This window comes from Marinobacter sp. L-80 (assembly GCF_056859395.1).
This window is the reverse complement of the sequence record NZ_JBSXOI010000070.1, coordinates 488,582-506,915: the sequence shown is the minus strand read 5'-3', so window position 1 is coordinate 506,915 and position 18,334 is coordinate 488,582. Positions and strand designations below refer to the sequence as shown.

16 protein-coding genes are annotated in these 18,334 nt (G+C 57.0%); 7 read left to right on the top strand and 9 right to left on the bottom strand.

Translation table 11 applies throughout. From position 1 onward, the window contains the following. The coding region (locus AC13E3_RS15385) for a transposase (RefSeq protein WP_482902197.1) at positions 1 to 141 on the bottom strand (141 nt) is incomplete at its 3' end. A gap of 280 nt (positions 142 to 421) precedes the next feature. Here AC13E3_RS15385 and AC13E3_RS15380 point away from each other — a divergent pair. Both AC13E3_RS15380 and AC13E3_RS15375 read left to right on the top strand, forming a co-directional pair. Next, a protein-coding gene (locus tag AC13E3_RS15380) for an IS3 family transposase (RefSeq protein ID WP_085986435.1) occupies positions 422 to 1,542 on the top strand; the annotation gives its coding sequence in 2 pieces (ribosomal slippage) (positions 422 to 680 and positions 680 to 1,542; 1,122 coding nt in all). 505 nt (positions 1,543 to 2,047) lie between these two features. Beyond that, the gene (locus tag AC13E3_RS15375; RefSeq protein ID WP_008173682.1) at positions 2,048 to 3,598 is read left to right on the top strand and encodes a hypothetical protein; all 1,551 of its coding nucleotides are present in this window, start codon (positions 2,048 to 2,050) and stop codon (positions 3,596 to 3,598) included. A gap of 187 nt (positions 3,599 to 3,785) precedes the next feature. Here the strand turns inward: AC13E3_RS15375 and AC13E3_RS15370 are convergent, their stop codons facing one another. Both AC13E3_RS15370 and AC13E3_RS15365 read right to left on the bottom strand, forming a co-directional pair. Further along, the gene (locus AC13E3_RS15370) at positions 3,786 to 4,238 is read right to left on the bottom strand and encodes a type 2 periplasmic-binding domain-containing protein (protein ID WP_008171098.1); all 453 of its coding nucleotides are present in this window, start codon (positions 4,236 to 4,238) and stop codon (positions 3,786 to 3,788) included. 30 nt (positions 4,239 to 4,268) lie between these two features. Beyond that, on the bottom strand, positions 4,269 to 4,592 hold the full coding sequence (locus AC13E3_RS15365; RefSeq protein ID WP_008171097.1) for a substrate-binding periplasmic protein: 324 nt from the start codon (positions 4,590 to 4,592) through the stop codon (positions 4,269 to 4,271). Positions 4,593 to 4,853: 261 nt separating this feature from the next. On the opposite strand from AC13E3_RS15365, the gene AC13E3_RS15360 reads away from it, so the two are divergent. The 3 genes from AC13E3_RS15360 (at position 4,854) to AC13E3_RS15350 (ending at position 7,281) form a co-directional block, all read left to right on the top strand. Beyond that, positions 4,854 to 5,450, top strand: a complete 597-nt coding sequence (locus tag AC13E3_RS15360; RefSeq protein ID WP_008171095.1) for an exopolysaccharide biosynthesis protein — start codon at positions 4,854 to 4,856, stop codon at positions 5,448 to 5,450. Positions 5,451 to 5,519: 69 nt separating this feature from the next. Beyond that, positions 5,520 to 6,176, top strand: coding sequence for an SDR family oxidoreductase (locus AC13E3_RS15355; RefSeq protein WP_008171094.1), 657 nt, complete (start codon positions 5,520 to 5,522; stop codon positions 6,174 to 6,176). Positions 6,177 to 6,393: 217 nt separating this feature from the next. Next, positions 6,394 to 7,281 carry a chemotaxis protein gene (locus AC13E3_RS15350; protein WP_008171092.1) on the top strand — a complete coding sequence of 296 codons (888 nt, stop codon included), beginning with the start codon at positions 6,394 to 6,396 and terminating at the stop codon, positions 7,279 to 7,281. On the opposite strand, the gene AC13E3_RS15345 is transcribed toward AC13E3_RS15350, so the two are convergent. From AC13E3_RS15345 to mqo, 5 genes are all read right to left on the bottom strand, one after another. Next, positions 7,278 to 8,141 carry a hypothetical protein gene (locus tag AC13E3_RS15345; protein ID WP_008171090.1) on the bottom strand — a complete coding sequence of 288 codons (864 nt, stop codon included), beginning with the start codon at positions 8,139 to 8,141 and terminating at the stop codon, positions 7,278 to 7,280. The two genes, AC13E3_RS15350 and AC13E3_RS15345, sit on opposite strands and share 4 nt — an antisense overlap. Before the next feature lie 47 nt (positions 8,142 to 8,188). Continuing rightward, positions 8,189 to 9,859, bottom strand: coding sequence for an acetolactate synthase large subunit (locus AC13E3_RS15340; protein WP_008171088.1), 1,671 nt, complete (start codon positions 9,857 to 9,859; stop codon positions 8,189 to 8,191). 48 nt (positions 9,860 to 9,907) lie between these two features. Beyond that, positions 9,908 to 11,932, bottom strand: coding sequence for a hypothetical protein (locus tag AC13E3_RS15335; RefSeq protein WP_039881863.1), 2,025 nt, complete (start codon positions 11,930 to 11,932; stop codon positions 9,908 to 9,910). A 55-nt stretch (positions 11,933 to 11,987) separates the two neighbouring features. Beyond that, a complete protein-coding gene (locus AC13E3_RS15330; RefSeq protein WP_008171084.1) occupies positions 11,988 to 13,220 on the bottom strand; it encodes an ATP-grasp domain-containing protein in 1,233 nt (410 codons plus the stop codon). 156 nt (positions 13,221 to 13,376) lie between these two features. Further along, positions 13,377 to 14,858 (bottom strand): malate dehydrogenase (quinone), encoded by a 1,482-nt coding sequence (mqo, locus tag AC13E3_RS15325; RefSeq protein WP_008171082.1) that lies wholly within the window; start codon positions 14,856 to 14,858, stop codon positions 13,377 to 13,379. A gap of 328 nt (positions 14,859 to 15,186) precedes the next feature. Between mqo and nhaD the strand changes: the two genes are divergently transcribed. Beyond that, positions 15,187 to 16,437, top strand: a complete 1,251-nt coding sequence (gene nhaD / locus AC13E3_RS15320) for a sodium:proton antiporter NhaD (RefSeq protein WP_053113081.1) — start codon at positions 15,187 to 15,189, stop codon at positions 16,435 to 16,437. A gap of 9 nt (positions 16,438 to 16,446) precedes the next feature. Further along, entirely contained in the window at positions 16,447 to 17,430 is a 984-nt protein-coding gene (locus tag AC13E3_RS15315; RefSeq protein ID WP_176443030.1) for a calcium/sodium antiporter, read from the top strand. A 25-nt stretch (positions 17,431 to 17,455) separates the two neighbouring features. Here the strand turns inward: AC13E3_RS15315 and AC13E3_RS15310 are convergent, their stop codons facing one another. Next, positions 17,456 to 18,220: a lysophospholipid acyltransferase family protein gene (locus AC13E3_RS15310; RefSeq protein WP_053113082.1), complete on the bottom strand. Its 765-nt coding sequence runs from the start codon at positions 18,218 to 18,220 to the stop codon at positions 17,456 to 17,458. Positions 18,221 to 18,334 lie beyond the last annotated feature (114 nt).

Genomic DNA, 18,334 nt, shown 5'->3' with positions numbered 1-18,334 from the left:
CGCTTCTCTGCGCCACCGGGATAACAGGTTGGGATTGATGCCGATCTCTAAGGCTACCTGGCGACAACTCACACCGGGTTGCCGGGTTAAGGCGATGGCTTCGCGTTTGAACTCTGGGCTATATTTTCTGCGTCTGGACATGAACACTCCTTTGGCACAGTGTGCCTCTTTTTAGGAATGTCCGCAGTAACGGGGTAGAACCCCACCAGCTGAAGGAGAAGCAAGACCTATTGAGAAGGGAATTGACCAAAGCCCAGATAGCAGAGCTTATTAAGCTTGAACAAGCTTTACCGTATTGGTTTTGAGAAGTTAAAAATCTAGCTTTGCAGCCAAAGCAGCGCCCTTATGGCTGCTGACCTGCTCCCCTCTAGCTTAACCGTTTTCAGCTTAGTAATGTTCATCACAGCAGAGGACGATGAACATGAAAAAGCGATTTTCAGAAGAGCAGATCATCAGCATTTTGAAGGAAGCCGAAGCCGGCTTGGCGGTGAAAGAGCTGTGCCGCAAGTACAACATTTCTGACGCCACCTTCTACACCTGGCGCAAGAAGTTCGGCGGCATGGAGGTTTCAGAGGCACGCCGGTTGAAGACTGTCGAGGATGAGAATGCCAGGCTCAAGAAGCTGCTGGCTGAGTCTCTTCTGGACAACGAGGCCCTGAAGGCGGCCCTCAACCGAAAGTACTGACCGTCGAGAACAAGCGCGAGGCCGTGCGGGCGATGCAGGAGCAAACGCCGATATCCCAGCGCAGGGCCTGTTTTCTCGTCGGGTTATCCCGCGCTTCGTTTCACTATCGCTCCACCGTTGCTGCTGGTGACAGTGCGCTCACCGAGCGCATTTCGGAACTGGCCCATGAACGCCGTCGGTTTGGTTATCGACGGGTTCATCAACTGTTGCGACGGGAAGGAATCGATGTGAATCATAAAAAGGTTTACCGGCTGTATCGGGAGGCCGGTCGGGCCGTGCCGAAACGCAAGCGCCGAAAGGGTATCGCCATGGAACGTCAGCCGCTGGTGTTGCCGGAAGCTCCGAATCAGACGTGGTCCATGGATTTCGTTATGGACGCGCTGGCGTGTGGTCGGCGGATCAAATGCCTGACGATTGTTGATGACTTCACCAAGGAATGCCTCGACATCCCCGTAGCTAACGGAATCTCGGGTGACCAGGTTGCCCGCACTCTGGATGCCATAGCCGCCTTCAGAGGCTACCCTCAGGCTGTCAGGACAGACCAGGGGCCGGAATTTACCAGTAAGGCTCTGGATCAGTGGGCTTATGACAACCGGGTGGAGCTAAAGCTGATCCAGCCCGGAAAGCCGACTCAGAATGGCTTCATCGAAAGCTTCAATGGGCGTTTCCGAGACGAGTGCCTGAACGAACACTGGTTCCGGGATCTGGCCCATGCCAGAGAAGTCATCGGTAACTGGCGACGAGACTATAATGAAAACCGACCCCATTCAGCGTTGAGCTACCAGACACCACTGGAGTTTGCGGCTGGCTACCGGACTACGGAAAAAGGGTCAAAATTAACCGACATTACTAAGTAGTGAGTGGTTTAGTGATTGGGGGCAGGTCACTGCAGGCAAGCCTGTACGCACATTTACAATTCAGAATTGCAATTGAGGACTGCGTTGGCTATAACTCGGGTTAACTACAAAAAGTTGACTTTGCCACGCCTCCAAGTTAAAAGGCGTCACGTCTGATGCGCTGCATTGCCAGCGAAAGGTCACTCATCGAACTAGCAGGGAGCTGTCATGTTAGCTAACAAACGTAGGACTCTCTGGAACACAGATTCCAGACAGTGGTCGAAGCTTCCCAATTTTGAGCAAGAAGTCTCACGCGAACTGGCCGCTCGCCTTGTCGACCAAGTAAGCCGCCGGTTGAAGGACGATGAGGTCGAGGAACGAACTAAACCCTACCGCACTCCGGTAACGGAAGAAGAGCTGAGATACACAATCAGGTAGTAGCGAAGCGCTATCGTTTGGATCAAAGATTTCGAAGGGTCGAGCTTTATCAGTCGGCCCTTTTTCTTTTTGAGAATCAGGGATTGATATGGCCAACACTCCTAAAAAGCTAGAAATTCATAAATTCGACAAAGCCAGCCCCCTTCACAAGCTGCCTGATTTTCGTCAGAAAAATTATCTAATTAGATACTTGGCTGATTTAGGCGCTCAAACTGTCCTTGAAGAACCGAATTATTTCGATCGAGATTATCTTGCAGAATTTGCAGCTTTCTATTGCAAAAGCACTGCGGGTTACCCCAACACTTGCCGAAGGCTGCATTTCTTCGCTGGGGCAGCGTTTAATCGCTCCACGCTGCGATCAGCAGCAGCAGGCCGTGAGCGCGCTATTAAACGTCTTCAAGAAAATTATCTTGGGTTCGTAGTGATCCGACCAATCCCCGCAACCCCGTTAGGGAGGACCGTGCTGGCTTGGTACGAAGATTTGAAGCCCGAAACCCCACGGGTAGTTACACCATCTCGCGACTACCACGCCCACGTTGCCGGAATCAGATTGACGGTCCACGGTCTTGCGTGGCAACAACAGGACACTGGCGTCGGAGCCTGTGCAACTGTCGGGCTGTGGTCGATGCTGCACTCATCTGCCTTCGATGATCACCACGCTATTCCGACGACCGCAGATATAACTCAGGCAGCACATCAAACAGCTTCTATGGGAGATCGAGTTTTCCCATCCTCAGGGCTAAGCATCGAACAAGTCCGCGAGGCAATTAAGGAACATGACCTGTCACCCATAGTATTCAACGGTGACCTTGCGGCAGTTGCCGGCGTTAAGGGTTTCAGCATTGAGCGATTTTCAAGCTCTTGCGCTTCTTTGATCAGATCAGGGTATCCTGTATTGATTGTCGGCCAACTTGGCACTGCTGGCCTGCATGCCGTATGCGCCGTTGGCTTTAGATCTTGCCCTCCAAGCACAGTAGCATCCGGCCAAATAAATCTTCAGGACTCCCATATTCCCAATTTGTACATTCACGACGACAACATTGGACCCAGCGCAAGATTGAAAGTTGTCAACAAGGGGCCGACCGCCCCTGTAGAGCTCGTTCCTGACAGCCCACCATCACTGACCAAACCAGCTTTACCGGACCCCATTGGCGATTACCCCCCTTTCACACCACACCTACTCCTGGTAGCCGCACACAACGATCTGAGAACTTCTCCAGACACACTGCATAGGTGCGGCATTACAACAGCAAAATACTTGGCTCAGATACTTCAGCTCTACTATCAAAACACTGGGAAAAGCTCTCCAGGCCTTACGCTGAGTACTCGATATCTTAAGCTGTCAGAATATATGACCTATGAGTTACATGGACTCCTCAAAGATCGCCCTCAAATTCTGGCGAGGGTGCGGCTACAATTGGCAGAAAAAGTACAGCCAATGAGCCTTCACTTGGGAATTGTGCGAATAGGTCTAGACGATGCCACTCCGCTGGCGGACATTCTCTACGACACAACCGATAACGATCGAAATCATCCAGCATTTGCACACGTATTTTACGCTGATGCTATTGGAGCTTTTATGAGCAGCCTGCATTCACAAGGCGTTTTAGATTTAGGAGTAGGGGTTTCTGCGTGTTAAAACTGGCAAGTGATAAAGAATGATTGGGGGCATATTTGGGGGCACATTTACTATATAAAAAATTAATTTTTATATTTTACATTGGCTTAGGTATTTTTTTCGGTTGTCGCCGTCCCAAACAACCAAGAGAAAGCCCCTGATTTCAGGGGCTTTTTTCGTTACACGCTGTCCAAAAGTTTTCCGAACGTCAACGCATAGCCAAAGGGCATGCGCCCATACCCGCCTGCGCCTCAGCCAGCCAAGAATCGCCGGTACCGCAAACATACCGATTCACAATGGCCGCAAAGGTCCCATCGTCCAGCATCGCTTGCAGCACACGATCAAAATCCGCCACAAACTCGGAACTGACCGATGCTTTGGAGAAAACGAAGAACGCGGGTTTATTAGAGACAACCATCGAGCTGGGCGTAGTCGTGCCCGACAATCCCAGCGCCTGAATTTCGTACAGGCCAGTTAGCCTGCTGGCAACCACGCCATCCACCCGGTTCCGGGCCAGCATTTTCCAGAGCGACTCTCGGCGGGAAAGATACTGAATGTTTTTTTCGTAGTCGGGATTCTGGATGAGGGCACTGTATTCATCACTGTAGGACACATGAATCTGGGCACCAAGCCTGAAACCCGATTCCAGCAACTGCCGCAAGCCATTCAGCTCGAACCTGGACTCGTCAGATCAACGAATAAACAGGATATTGGGTGATACCAGACCGACCACTTCGGAGTAATGGGCATACTCCTCTCGCTCCGTAGTCCGGTAGGCGCCGGAGAGCATATCCACATGCCCGTCACGCAACTCCCGAAGCGCCCTGGCCCATGGCATCTTCTGGAAGGAAAGTCCGCAGCCCAGGCGTCCCATGGCCTCACGGACCAGGTCGGCATCAATGCCGACCAACTTACCCTCCTGAACCATGAAATAGGGCGGATCATCGTCCCAGCGCAGTGAGATGTCGCAGTCCCCATAGCTTGGGGCGGAAAAACAGAGAATGAACGCGAGCACCAAAGCAGATCTGCGCCGTGCGGGCGTCAAAAAATGCGGGTGCAACAACTTTGAGAACGGCAACCCGTTGCTCTGGCCTGGATACATCTTTGATGCCGCCGAGGAGGGGAGGTCTAATTAATATAGACTAATTAGTCAGGCACTCAATATTCTGAGCGGCAACGCCCGGGCTAACTCCCTGTCATCTTGTGTTCATGCACTCGTTGCCCAATCAAGGTAGTGTCTGCAAAACCTGTTCAATAGGAGACCACGAGCACCACCATGAACCAGCCAGACGATCCGGCCAGTCTGACAGAACTTCTGGAACGCCTTCGCGCAAACACCGGGGGACAGGTTCAGGTGTCTGTGGGCGATGTACTGGCAGCTGTTGGTGAACGTTCCTTCGGGCCGATGGTTCTGATCGCCGGCGTAATCACCCTGGCCCCGCTGATAGGTGATATTCCGGGAGTACCGACGCTGCTTGGTCTGATGGTGCTACTCACCCTGGGGCAACTGATTTTCCAGCGCCACTCGATATGGATTCCCTCAAAGCTGGCGCGCCGGAACATCGAAAGAGAAAAGCTTGCCAGGGGGCTGGACTGGATGAACAAGCCCGCCCGATTTGTGGATCGATGGACAAAACAAAGGCTGCTCTGGCTGGTTCGCGGGCCGGGGCAATACGTTATCGCCATCATTTGCATGGCCGTAGCGGCTGCCATGCCACTGATGGAAGTGATTCCATTCAGCGCCAACGGTGCCGGAATCGCCCTGATGGCGTTCGGCCTCGCCATCGTGGCGCGGGACGGTCTGCTTGCCCTGGTGGCAATCCTGGCGACCGGCGGCACCGCCTGGTTCATCCTGAATAACCTCCCCTGGTAGGCAGCACCTCCGGCAGGGATCGCCAGAGACCTGTGCTACTGTTGAGCCTCAGCCACAAGGAATACAAACATGACCATTCTTATCACGGGCGCCAATCGCGGCATCGGCAAGGGCCTGGCCGATGAATGGAGAGAGGCGGGCGAGCATGTCATCGGCACGGCCCGCAGCGAACCGGGCATGGAGGTGCTGGATGTCGCCGACCCCGCCAGCGTGACCGCGCTGGGCGAGCGCCTCGAAAATCAACCGATCTCAACCCTGGTCTGTAACGCCGGCATTCTGCTTGATCGCCATGAACAGCTGGAAGGCGGCTATCCGCCAGAACTCTGGGCGGAGCACTTCCAGGTCAATGTGACCGGCGTATTCCTCACCATACAGGCGCTGCTACCCAATCTCAGACTGGCATTGGCCGGGGTCGGCACCCCGAAAATCGCCATCATATCCAGCAAGCTTGGATCCCAGGCTTCTGCCGGTGGCGGCCGGTACATATATCGTGCCTCAAAAGCGGCGGCGCTCAATCTCGGGCGAAATCTGGCCGTGGACCTGCGTGAGCAGGGCATAGCCGTGGGCATCTACCACCCGGGCTGGGTGGCCACGGACATGGGCGGCAGCGACGCCGAGGTATCGGTTGAACAATCGGTTGATGGCCTCAGGCGGCAGATTGATAGCCTCACCCTCGCCGAAACCGGCTGCTTCAAGGCCTGGGACGGCAAGGACATGGCGTTCTGAGGGCACACTGGTATGGCAACACAAGGCCTCGCGCGGAGTGTTTCTGTCACCATTTGAAACAATCCTTCTGAACCCCGATTCACGGTAAAGCTGCTACTATTGCTACATACCTCAGGCTTATTGGCTTGGCAGCGTCCGCCCGCCAGACAGCCTGCTGAATCCAATTCTTGAAAAGCTCCTGCGGCAGGGGCTTTTGCGTTTGAAAGGACCCGGTTGTATGTCCAGCAAAGCGAAGCAGACCCAGAAACTTCTGCTGTTCCGGCTTTCCGGCGAGCGTCTGTTCGGGATCGGAACCCTGAAGATCCGGGAAATCCTGCCTTTCATGCGGCTGACGAAACTGCCCCACAGCCATCACGCCGTCATCGGCACGGCCACCTTCCGGGGTTCCGCCGTTCCGGTGATCGATATGGCTGCCGCGGTCGGCTATCCGCCGCTGACGCAGGAAGAACGGGAAAAAGCCTCGATTATTGTCACGGATATCCAGCGCCAGGAGATCGGTTTTCTGGTGCGCAGCGTGCAACAGATCATCGAGACTGACTGGAAATCGGTGATGCCGCCACCCAAAGCCCTGGGCAGCAAGGCGTTTATCACAGGGCTGCTGGACGTGGAGGGCGATATCATCCAGCTGCTGGATGTGGAATTGCTGTTGGCGAAGGTGTACCCGGAATCCCTGGACACCCAGGAGGTGGTTCTCACGGATGTGCAGAGTGAGACGCTCAAGTCCCTGAACATTCTGATGGTCGACGATTCCCAGGTGGCCCGTAAGCAACTCTCGGACGTGCTGGACAGCAAGGACATCCCCTACCAGGTGACGTCGAATGGTGATGACGCGCTGCAGATTCTGCTGCGCGACCATGAACTGGGCCGGCCCACGGACATTCTGGTCAGCGATATCGAGATGCCGGGGCTCGATGGGTACGAACTGGCGTTCAATGTGCGGGACAATTCAGCGCTGAAGCAGCCTTACATCATCCTGCATACGTCACTGAACAGTGAGATGAGCCTAAGCTATGCCAATCAGGTGGGCGCCAACGAAGCGCTGACGAAATTCGATGCCGAGGAGCTGCTTCAGGCCATGCTGCGAGGCGCCGAGCAAGCCCGCTAAAGTCTGAGCTGCTCGATAAATTCGTCCGCGTCAGCGCGCATCTCAGCCAGCCTCTGCTGCCACTCCTCCCGGTAACGATTCAGCGTTTCCTCACTCAGGCGCGTGAAGCGTTCGCCGGTTTCGGCCACGGTGCGGCTGGCACTGGCGATCGATTCCATGGTGGGCTCGTTCAGCTCATCGGCCTGGCGATCCAGATCCCGGGCAGCCTGCTCCAGAATCACCCGGTCCTCTTCCGGTGTCGGCTCACTGTCTTTCAGGGCGTCTTCCACCGAGCGCTCAAGCTCCCGCATGGCTTCCTGCAACTTCTTGCCGAACGCCTCCATGGCGCCCTCTGCCTCGCGGCCGATTTCCTCGGAGTAGGCTTCCAGATCCCGCGCCAGCTGCTCCATCTGCTGCTCAAAGTCATCCGAAGACGATGAGAAACGGGCGCTGAGCTCGTCACCGAGCCGGCTGAGCTCGCCCATGATGCTGCTGAACGGGGAAGGATTAAGGATGGCCTCGCCAGTACGGTCGTAATCCACCAGCCACTGATCCTGGAACCGTACGAGATAGGTGACCAGCTCCAGCCGCTCACCTTCGGTTCCGGCTTCGGCCGGCAGGCGGGTCACGATAGTGGCTTCGCGATCTTCAATGACGACCCGGCCGAAGGATGGCACAGCGTCGGTCCAGCTACGCTTGTAACCGTCGAACGCGGTGGCTTCTGCCAGGGTGGAGTATTCCATCACATCACCGGCGTCGTTCTCGGCCATGGCCTGCCAGAAGGCCGCCGCCACTTCCTGGGGTGTCTCGGGGTTGCTGCAACCGGCGAGCAACGTCAGTGTCGCGATGGCCACCAGGCCGCGAAAAAAGGAACGGATCATTGCAGTGCTACCTCGGGTTCATCATCCATGGACGCATAATACACCCCTCAGAGTTTGCAGGTCAGTTCCGCCAGCTCCTCATCAAACACCCGTCGGTTTTCACTGTAATCCACGGGCACGTCCACCACATGAACACCGCCTTCAGCCAGGGCACCTTCCAGGGTTGGCCGAAGGTCCTCTGTGCGGGTCACGCGGTGACCCTTGGCGCCATAGGATTGGGCATAGGTGACAAAATCCGGGTTGCGATAATCCAGGCCGAAATCGCTGTAGCCTTCCTGGCCCTGCTTCCACTTGATCATGCCGTAGGCACTGTCATTGATAATCAGGACCACCAGATTCAGGTTCAGTCGAACCGCCGTTTCCAGCTCCTGGCTGTTCATCATGAAGCCACCATCGCCACAGATCGCCATCACTTTCAGATCCGGATACAGCATGGAGGCCATCATGCCGCTGGGCAAGCCGGCGCCCATGGAGGCCAGGGCGTTGTCGAGCAGTACCGTATTGTTGTCGTAGGCGCGGTAATTGCGGGCAAACCAGAGTTTGTACATGCCGTTGTCGAGCGTGATGATGCCGTCATCGGGCATTACCTGGCGCACATCATGAACAATGCGTTGGGGGATCACCGGGAAACGATCGTCTTCAGCTCGTTCCTGCAGGTGCGCATCCACCGCCTCCTTCACCTCCATCAGGCGGGTGAAATCATGGTTGGCGCACTGGCCACAGTTCTCGGCCATGTATTCCACGCTGTTGGCGATATCCCCGACAACCTCGTGCTGGGGGAAGTACACCGGGTCCACGTCGGCCGCACTGAAGTTCACATGAATGACCTTCTTGCCGCCGGGGGTCATGAAGAAAGGTGGCTTTTCCACCACATCATGGCCCACGTTGATCACCAGGTCGGCGCGGTCGATTGCACAGTGAACGAAGTCCCCGGCCGACAGGGCAGCGTTGCCCAGGTAGCGCGGATGTCGCTCATCCACCACGCCCTTGCCCATCTGGGTGGTGAAGAACGGGATGCCGGTGACATTCACGAGATGCAGCAACGCCTGGGAAACCCGTTTCCGGTTGGCGCCGGCGCCGATCATGATCAGCGGATGCCGGGCCTCGCGCAGCATTTCGCACGCCATTTCCAGGCTTTTCGGGCTGGCCGAGGGCCGCCGGGCGTCACTGGGTTTGAAGATATGGGTATCGGATTCGGGCGCCTCATCGGCGATGTCCTCCGGCAGCTCCAGATGCACGGCACCCGGGCGCTCTTCAGAGGCCAGGCGGAAAGCTTCCCGAACCTTGGCGGGGATGGTGTTGGCATTGCTGATTTGCCGGGTGTACTTGGTGAGCGGACGCATCAGGTCCACCACATCCAGAATCTGGAATAGCCCCTGCTTGGAGGACTTGATGGGTTTCTGGCCCGAGATCATCATCATGGGCATACCGCCCAGCTGGGCGTAGGCGGCGGCAGTCACGAAGTTGGTGGCGCCGGGCCCGAGCGTGGAAAGGCAGACTCCCACGCGCCCCGTCAGGCGGCCGTAGGTGGCGGCCATGAACCCGGCAGCCTGTTCATGGCGGTTGAGGACCAGCTGAATACTGGAGGTCCTCAAAGCCTCAAGGAAGGCTAGATTCTCCTCACCGGGCACCGCGAAAATGTATTCAACGCCTTCGTTTTCCAGCGCCCGGATAAACAACTCGGCCCCATTACGGGCCGGGGTCTGTTCGTTGGCCATGGCCTTCCTCTTGATCTGTGGATTCCGGGTGATCGGCAGGTTCCGGGATCAATCGGTTATGGGCGGCTCCGCCTGCAAAGCATCCGCCGGCACGCGATCCAGACCCCAACTGCGATACACACCCTCTGTTACGCGCCGAAGGGCATCCTCGTTCACTTCCGCAGGCTCCCCCCGCTCCAGGGGATCGTAATGGAAGATGTACAGTCGCGATGTGAACTGTTCGAAAGGCAGCGACGACTCGCCAAAACGCTCTCCGTTGCCCGAGGTACTGACTTTGACTCCATCGCCCCAGTTCTGGCCGCTGTCGTTATTGGGATTGAAGAAATAAATCCGCATCTCACCTTCCGGGTCGAGCGCGGCCCGGAGAATGGTAATGGCGTGCCAGCCGATAAACCGGGCGGCACTGTCGGTCACTGCAATACCCGCAGGCTGCGGGTGGATCAGCGGCTGATTGCCGTTGTAGTAGGGGTGATAGCTGGCATAGAAATGCCGGATAAAGCCTTCCAGATCATGCAGCTTGCCAGTGGCCACATCCACGTTAATAGCAAATCCGCGCCCGGCAGACCAGCCGTGGAACTCCGGGTTCACCCATTTGTGGGGATCGCCCTGGCGGCCGACGCACAACCGGCCCATCTCCACATAAATGCGGTCCAGATGCGGCACTACAACCAGGGAGACAGGATCCAGATCGAGGGTTACCTCGGACGCGACACCGCCGACACTGCGGGCCGACGACACCGGCTGGCCTTCAAAGTGAATGACGATCTCATTGTCTCGGGCAGCCCAGGCAACCATCTGCAAGAGATAATCCGGATCGTTATAGGCCCACATCGAGAGAGCACGGGCCGACTGGCAGGTAGGATTGTTGCCCTGCCCCACGCCCAAAGGCTGGCCCAACATGTTCAACACGCCCTGAATCAACCAGGCATTGGGTTGCGGTTGGTAGCCATAGGCCAGTTCAAGTCGCTCCCGCGCATGGGGGCACAGAGAGAGCCGTGCCTGGCGCCACAGACCCGGCGCAACAGGAGGTTGATAAAGAATACCCCGCTCCAGCAGTAGCGCCAGGCCGTAGATGCCCTGTGCCGTTTCCGGATAGATACCTTCTTTAATCAGGGTGTGGACCAGCTCCCGATAGCACATCAGGCAATCCCGGCCGGTACTGGACAGCCCCAGCGCCTCGCTCAGCAAGGTGTCCTGGTCCAACAGGATGAAACGTATGAACGAGGCATGGTAAGGCGAGACCAGGCCGGTATCGTGCATGGAACGCGCAAACCCGGTGGCTTCGTTCTGCAGGGCCTGGGCGTCCATGGTTTCCAGCCGCTGCTCGTAGACCACGGTTCCGGGGTCTTCACTGCAGGCCCGGGTGGGCCCATAGAGGCTGGAGATCAACCGGTCGGCACCGCGCCCGGCACTGCCCAGATCGGCCTGCGGATCGGCCCGGCAAAGGGCAATCTGGGTAATCATCTTGCGTACGTCCGATACCTGGATCGGTCGCTGTTCAAGGATGCGCCAGATCTCCTCGATCAGACTATCAATGACATGTTCGTAGCCGATGTGGTGGGCCACGTACTGCACAAGGTTCTGGCTGATCAGCGCGAGCTTGCCCTGCTCCCGCTCAGCCTCGCCGGTCATGCCAAACAGCAGGCCGAGGTTGATGGCAAGAACCTGGGTCAGATAGTGGTGGGCCTGTTCAGCCGACACCGAAGGGTGCAGATAGCTGCCCCGGGCGACGGCAAGCAGCCGCAATTCGCTGAAGGCCTCAATGACGACGGTATCGGCATTCTGGCTCTGCAGCGAATAGGTTGTCAGCGTGGGAAGGAGAATACCGGGTTCGGCCCAGTCGGTGCCGGCAAAGACGCCCGCCAGCTCAAGGCGCTCAGCGCGCTCCTCGATGATCCGGCAGCCATCCGGCTGCAGCAGGACCCGGCGGGCAATATCCAGCACACGCGGCAGTTTGCCGGCCTTGGTAAAAGACCGGCTTTCTTCCAAAGCCTGAATGGCGTCATCCAGGCGTTGAGCCAGCTTGTCAATGTTTACAGCTGGCGCTGCGCTGCCCGATTGGTGATCGTTCAAACGATAATCCTCAGGGCCTGGCACCAAACCCGGTTGTTGTTAATGCTTCTCCTGATTATACATAGAAATCGAGGTCTTCCTGATGTTTCAGGAGGTCCCGCATGACATAGGGGTCTTCACCGAAGAAATACACCAGCCCCCAGTGGGTACCGAAAGCGGTACGCTTGGTGACCGTTTCTTCAAGCGGCGCAGTCAGCTCGTGAGACTCGAAATACTCGTGATTTTCGGTCTCCTCCGGGATTTCCAGCTTGCTGACAACCCGGCGGCGCGGATACACACCGAAACAACCGGCGTAACCCTTCGCATCCACCACTTCCTTCGGGAAGAAGGCCTTGATTTCCTCTTCCGTGGTCTTCGGGTCAAAGGCCAGGATCATGCCCTGATACGCGTTGAAACCATAGGCACGCTCAAGCAGCTCGAATACCTTGAAGCCCGGTGGACGATAGGCCACCTCGCCAAAGTACATGGTCCGGTCGCTGGTCACGAAGTACTCCGGGTGGATAAACCCGAATTCGATATCGAAGGTCTTGATCAGCTTCTCGATTTCGCCGCGAATCTGGTCGCGATACTTCTCCAGGTCCGGTGTTGCGGGCACAAATACCGAATAGCCCAGCGTCACGTACTCGGAAATGTTCAGGAAGGCGATCTTGCCGTTGTGAATCCAGGCCTCGACCGCAAACTCCCAGCCATCCAGGTGCGACTCCATCAAAACCGGGAATTCTTCTTCCGGGATGGTATCGACTTCATCAGGCGTACGGATCACCCGGTGGCCAAGGCAGCCGGCCTTATCAAAGGCCTTGAGGTGAATCGGATCGTTGGGGTCACCATCCAGTTTCAGCAGAGTCTGGTTAACCCGCTTGAGGAACCGGATAACATCACCCTTGTCGTGCGCTTCCTCGAAGATACCCACCCGGATACCACCGAGCTGGGCACGGCGTTTCATCAGGGCCTTGTCACGCAGCAGCATGGCCTGACCGAACAAACGAGGCTTGTCCATCAACACCGAGTTAATGGCACCTGCCCACTCCACAGTCTCCTCAAACAACGGGATGGCAACGTCTACGCCCATCTCCTTGAGGGTCTGCGCAATTTCTACCGAACGGTCATTCAGGCGCTCAAAATTCCAGGGCACGTAGGGAATGTCATGCTCTTCGCAATAGGCTTCGGCCCAGTCCGGTGCCACGACAACATACCGACGATCGAATTTGTCGGCCGCTTCAACCGCATTCAGGCTCCAGCCCAGTAATGCAATATACCCTTTCTCAGGATTGTACTTTTGCTCACTCACAGGCTCTCTCCTTTCATAAGGGTTGACTTATAACCCTACGCATTAGCTGTGAAATCGCAAATTTCGCCCCCATTTGAAACGCAAAAAGCACTACGACAGCCGGGAGTGAATCCAGCAATCGCAGTGCCTTAGGCTTTCTTAGATCGATTGGGAATATCAGCCCAGTTTCAGGGTCGACAGGGTCCTCTCGCGAACTTTGGTAAGCAGTGCTTCGTCCTCTACCAGGGACTGGCCATAGGACGGAACAAGCTCTTTCATCCGTTCCTGCCACTCCGGCGTCTTGATCTTCTCCGGGAAACAGCGCTCGATCACGTTGATCATGGCATTGGCTGCGGTGGAGGCTCCGGGCGAAGCACCCAGCAGCGCCGCCAGCGTTCCATCTTTTGCCGCCACAATTTCGGTGCCGAACTCAAGCTTGCCACCGCCACCATCGACCTGCTTGATGATCTGAACGCGCTGGCCGGCCATGCGCAGTTGCCAATCCTCTTCCATGGCGTCCGGGAAGAAGTTGCGCAGCGATGCCACCCGGTCACCGTGGGACTGGAACACTTCCCCGATCAGGTAGCGGGTCAGGTCCATGTTGCTCTTGCTCACCGAGAGCATGGGCTTCAGGTTGGTGGGCTTCACCGAACCAATCAGATCAAAGATCGAGCCCTGTTTCAGGAAGCGGGTGGTGAAACCGGCGAAGGGGCCAAACAGAAGGGCCGGCTCGCCATTAATGATGCGGGTATCGAGGTGCGGTACCGACATGGGCGGTGCCCCGATCGGCGCCTTGCCGTATACCTTGGAGTTATGCTGCTTGACGATGTCGGGCTTGCCACACACCAGCCACTGACCGCTCACCGGGAAGCCACCGTAGCCACGGGCTTCGTCGATACCGGATTTCTGCAGCAGCGGCAACGCGCCACCGCCGGCGCCGAGGAATACGAAGCCGGTCTCGAGCTTGGTCAGCTCGCCGGTCTTCTGGTTCTTGACGCGGATCTTCCATCGGCCGTTGTCCCGCTGGTCGATGTAGTGCACCGGTGAGCTGAGCATCAGCTCGAAATTCGGCTGGGTTTCCAGCCAGCTCACCATGCTGCGGGTAAGCGAGCCGAAATCCACATCGGAACCGTGCTTGATCCGGGTCGCGGCAACCCGCTGCATGGGGTCCCGGTTATTGACGATCAGCGGCATCCATTCCTCGAGATCCTTCGGAGACTCGGTGTATTCCATGTCGCGGAACAGGTGATGGGCACTCAGGCGTTCATAACGGCGCTTGAGGAAGGCCACATCCTTCTCGCCCCAGACAAAGCTCTGATGCGGTGTGCGATTAATAAAGCTGGAGGGTTCGGGCAGGATGCCCTGCTCCACAAGGTAGGACCACAGCTGCAGTGACACCTCGAACTGGGCGTTGATCTGCAGGGCCCGATCGATGGTGACATCGCCATCACCGGTCTCGGGAGTGTAGTTAAGCTCACAGTATCCGGCATGCCCGGTACCTGCGTTGTTCCATCCGTCTGTGCTCTCATGGGCAACGTGGTCGAGACGCTCCACCATGACGATGTCCAGGGACGGATCAAGCTGCCTGAGCATCATGCCGAGAGTGGCGCTCATGACGCCACCGCCGACCAGCACTACGTCTGCCTGTCTAACGGCCATTGGTTTTCACCCTAGCTAGTGTTGAGCCTTTTGCCCTCTCACGATCAGCAAGAGAGCCTGTCGGAAGCCGGCCGGGCGCGAGGTAAACGGCGCCGCCGTCTGCTTCCGGTCTGAATGTGCGCGCAATTATCCCGATTTTTGCCGGGATAATAAATTGCGATTGTCAATCGTTGCGTCTTTCTTCGGCATCTAGTTGCTTCAGGGGCAGATACGTGCACTTACGAACAGTGGTTTGCTACGGGTCAAAGGTCTAAAATCCAATCCGCCCACGTGATCTGTCTGGCCGGCTCAGGCCTCCACTTTGACAAACCAGGACGGGATTTCCCCAATGTCTGCCCTTGATGCGTTTCTGATTATGCTCGCGGTTCTGGCACTGCTTGGCGTCATATTTGAAGAGGTCATCCACATCAACAAGGCCAAGGTAACGCTGTTCTTTGGCACCATGAGCTGGATGCTGCTGTTCCTGTTCAGTGATAACGCTGGTGAAACGTCTGCCATTTCCGATGGTCTGTCCGAGAGCATCGCCGAAATCGCCGGGCTGTGGCTGTTTCTGGTCGCAGCCATGACGTTTGTCGCCTACCTGAACAAGAAGGGTATGATCGAAAACGTGATTTACCTGATCATGCCGAAGCAGGTAAGCGAGCGACGGCTACTATTCCTGACCGGTCTTTTTTGTTTCATTTTCTCCTCTTTAGCAGACAATATCACCGCCACTTTAGTCTCATGTTCGCTGATTCTGTCTCTGGATCTGGAGCTGAAAAAACGTATCCAGTTCGTCACGCTGGTTGTGTTTGCGGTCAACTCGGGAGGCGTTTCTCTGATCACCGGCGACGTCACTACGTTGATGATTTTCCTGGCGGAAAAGGTTGAAATACTGACCCTTCTGACCCTGGCCATTCCGGCCTCGATCACCGTTTTCATCCTTGCGGTTTTCCTGTCGCGAGGGCTCACAGGAACCGTGACACTGCGCTCCAACACCACCCCGGTGCGACGGGTGGACGCGATCATCAGCGGGCTGTTTTTGTTAACAATCCTGAGCACCATTGCCGGTAATGCCCTGTTCGGGATTCCACCGGTACTGACCTTTCTGTTCGGCCTGTCCATCATGTTCCTGGTGTCTCGATTCATGAGTGACGACTCCGATCTGGACCCGATTCTCGAGTACATCCGCATCATCGAGTTTGAAACGCTCCTGTTCTTTCTCGGCATCCTCCTGCTGGTGGGCATGCTCAAGGAGATCCATGCGCTGGATTCGCTGGTGGCGATTTACGACATCCTGCCGCCGCTGTACGCCAATTACCTGATGGGCATCTTCTCGGCCGTTATCGATAACGTGCCTCTGACGGCGGCCCTGCTGAAGGCCGGCATCGACATGAGCCCCGGCGAGTGGATGGGCCTGACCTATGCCGTGGGTGTGGGTGGATCGCTCCTGGTGATTGGCTCAGCCGCCGGTATAGTGGCAATGAGCAAGATTCCGGGGCTGACCTTTGCCGCCTATATGCGGTATCTTGCACACCTTCTGGCGGCCTATACCCTGGGCTACGCCGGTGTCTACATGCTCGGGCGTTTCATCAACTGAGGTCTATCTATGCTAATGGCATTTGGCGCAATCATCGCCGGCCTGGTCCTCCTGGTCTGGAGTGCCGATAAATTTGTGGAGGGCGCCGCGGCGACCGCCAAACATCTCGGCATGCCCACCCTGCTGATCGGCATGGTGATTATCGGTTTCGGTACCTCGGCACCGGAACTGGCCGTGTCTGCCATGGCAGCCTCCGATGGCAATCCCGGGCTGGCACTGGGTAACGGCTATGGCTCCAACATTACCAACATTGCGCTCATTGTCGGCCTGACAGCCATCATCGCGCCCATCGCAGTGCACTCTCAGGTAATCCGTAAAGAACTGCCGCTGCTGATCGTGCTCACCCTCATTGCCGGCGCCCAGCTGCTCGACGGGCAACTTTCACGTATGGATGGCTGGGTGTTGCTGGCGGTATTTGCAGTGGTTATGGGCTGGTCAATCTTCCAGGGCCTGAAAGGCAAGGCAGACCCCCTGGCCGGTGATGCCGACGCCGAGATCATTGCGCACCCCATGCCCCTGAAAACCGCCGTGATCTGGCTGGTAATTGGCCTGGTACTGCTGATCGTCAGCTCCCGGATGCTGGTCTGGGGTGCCGTGACGATTGCCCAGAGCCTTGGAGTCAGCGATCTGGTGATCGGTCTCACCATCGTTGCCATCGGCACTTCCCTGCCCGAACTCGCCTCGGCTCTGGCCGCGGTCAAAAAGAACGAACACGACCTGATCCTGGGCAATATTCTGGGGTCGGGCATTTTCAACACCCTCGCCGTGGTGGGTCTCGCGGCTGTTATCGAACCCCTCGCGGTGGACCCGGAAGTGCTCTACCGTGACTGGACGCTGATGCTGGCGCTCACGGTGGGTCTGTTCCTGATGGGTTACGGGCTTACCGGATGGCGAAAACTGGTGAGCCGTGTGGATGGTGGCATCCTGGTGCTGGTGTACGTGGCCTATACCGGCTATCTGCTCTCCACGCTGGTGGCTGCCGGTACGGCCTGATCTGCGTGCCGATGTGAGGCCGGTGCTAACCGGCTTCACCGTCTCCCAACAGCTCCGTCAGCCTTGCGCGCACCTCGGTCATGACTTCGTCCAGGTCGGCTTTGGTCTTTCCTGCCGTATCCAGCGGTTCTCCTACCCTCACATCCACCGGCTGCCCGAGGTTGATCTGCCAGGTGCGGGCCGGTAAAACACGGTGGATACCCCGCACGGCCACCGGCACGATCACCGCCTCAGTATCCAGCGCCAGGTGAAAACAGCCTTTCTTGAAAGGCAGAAGTTTTCCGTCCGGCGAGCGGGTTCCCTCGGGCGCGGCCCAGAGCACGATTCCACTTTCCATCATCGCCCGCGCCTTCTCCAGATCCCTGACTGCACGTTGCCGATTGGAGCGGTCTACTGAGGGGAATTCCGCTGCACGCATGGCCCGCCCCAGCAGCGGGATACTGAACAGCTCCTTTTTTGCCAGCATACGGATCGATCCCGGCAACGATACGAAGGTGACCGGAATATCATAGTGGCTGGCATGAGTGCACATGATGATGTACCGGCGCCCGTCGCCGAAATCAGGCACTTGCCCGCGTACGGTGAGGCTGGCACGAACCAATCGTAACAGCGAGGCCGACCACTCGCGGCAGTATTTGTCGACGATGGGCCGGTTCAACCTCCCGAACAGCGCCCTCAGCAAAACCAACAGGGAAAAGAGTGCTGTCAATCCGACACTGCCCAGAACCACACCCGCCCGCCGAAGAAGCGTTGCTGACTCCGTTAGCGGATTCATCTTCAATCGAATCATCTCAGCTACCCTTCTCTGTTTCCCGGGTTCGTTCGCGGCCTCGTTGCTGCGCGTTCAATAGGGGGCGAATTATAGCGACTGAAAAACCCGTTGAATAACACACAAAAGTATTGA

Excerpts from the sequence above, each read along its gene's own strand:
- nhaD (WP_053113081.1), top strand. The coding sequence starts at position 15,187 with ATGTCTGCCCTTGATGCGTTTCTGATTATGCTCGCGGTTCTGGCACTG.
- AC13E3_RS15310 (WP_053113082.1), bottom strand. The coding sequence starts at position 18,220 with ATGATTCGATTGAAGATGAATCCGCTAACGGAGTCAGCAACGCTTCTT.
- mqo (WP_008171082.1), bottom strand. The coding sequence starts at position 14,858 with ATGGCCGTTAGACAGGCAGACGTAGTGCTGGTCGGCGGTGGCGTCATG.
- AC13E3_RS15340 (WP_008171088.1), bottom strand. The coding sequence starts at position 9,859 with ATGGCCAACGAACAGACCCCGGCCCGTAATGGGGCCGAGTTGTTTATC.
- AC13E3_RS15375 (WP_008173682.1), top strand. The coding sequence starts at position 2,048 with ATGGCCAACACTCCTAAAAAGCTAGAAATTCATAAATTCGACAAAGCC.
- AC13E3_RS15350 (WP_008171092.1), top strand. The coding sequence starts at position 6,394 with ATGTCCAGCAAAGCGAAGCAGACCCAGAAACTTCTGCTGTTCCGGCTT.
- AC13E3_RS15345 (WP_008171090.1), bottom strand. The coding sequence starts at position 8,141 with ATGATCCGTTCCTTTTTTCGCGGCCTGGTGGCCATCGCGACACTGACG.
- AC13E3_RS15360 (WP_008171095.1), top strand. The coding sequence starts at position 4,854 with ATGAACCAGCCAGACGATCCGGCCAGTCTGACAGAACTTCTGGAACGC.
- AC13E3_RS15355 (WP_008171094.1), top strand. The coding sequence starts at position 5,520 with ATGACCATTCTTATCACGGGCGCCAATCGCGGCATCGGCAAGGGCCTG.
- AC13E3_RS15315 (WP_176443030.1), top strand. The coding sequence starts at position 16,447 with ATGCTAATGGCATTTGGCGCAATCATCGCCGGCCTGGTCCTCCTGGTC.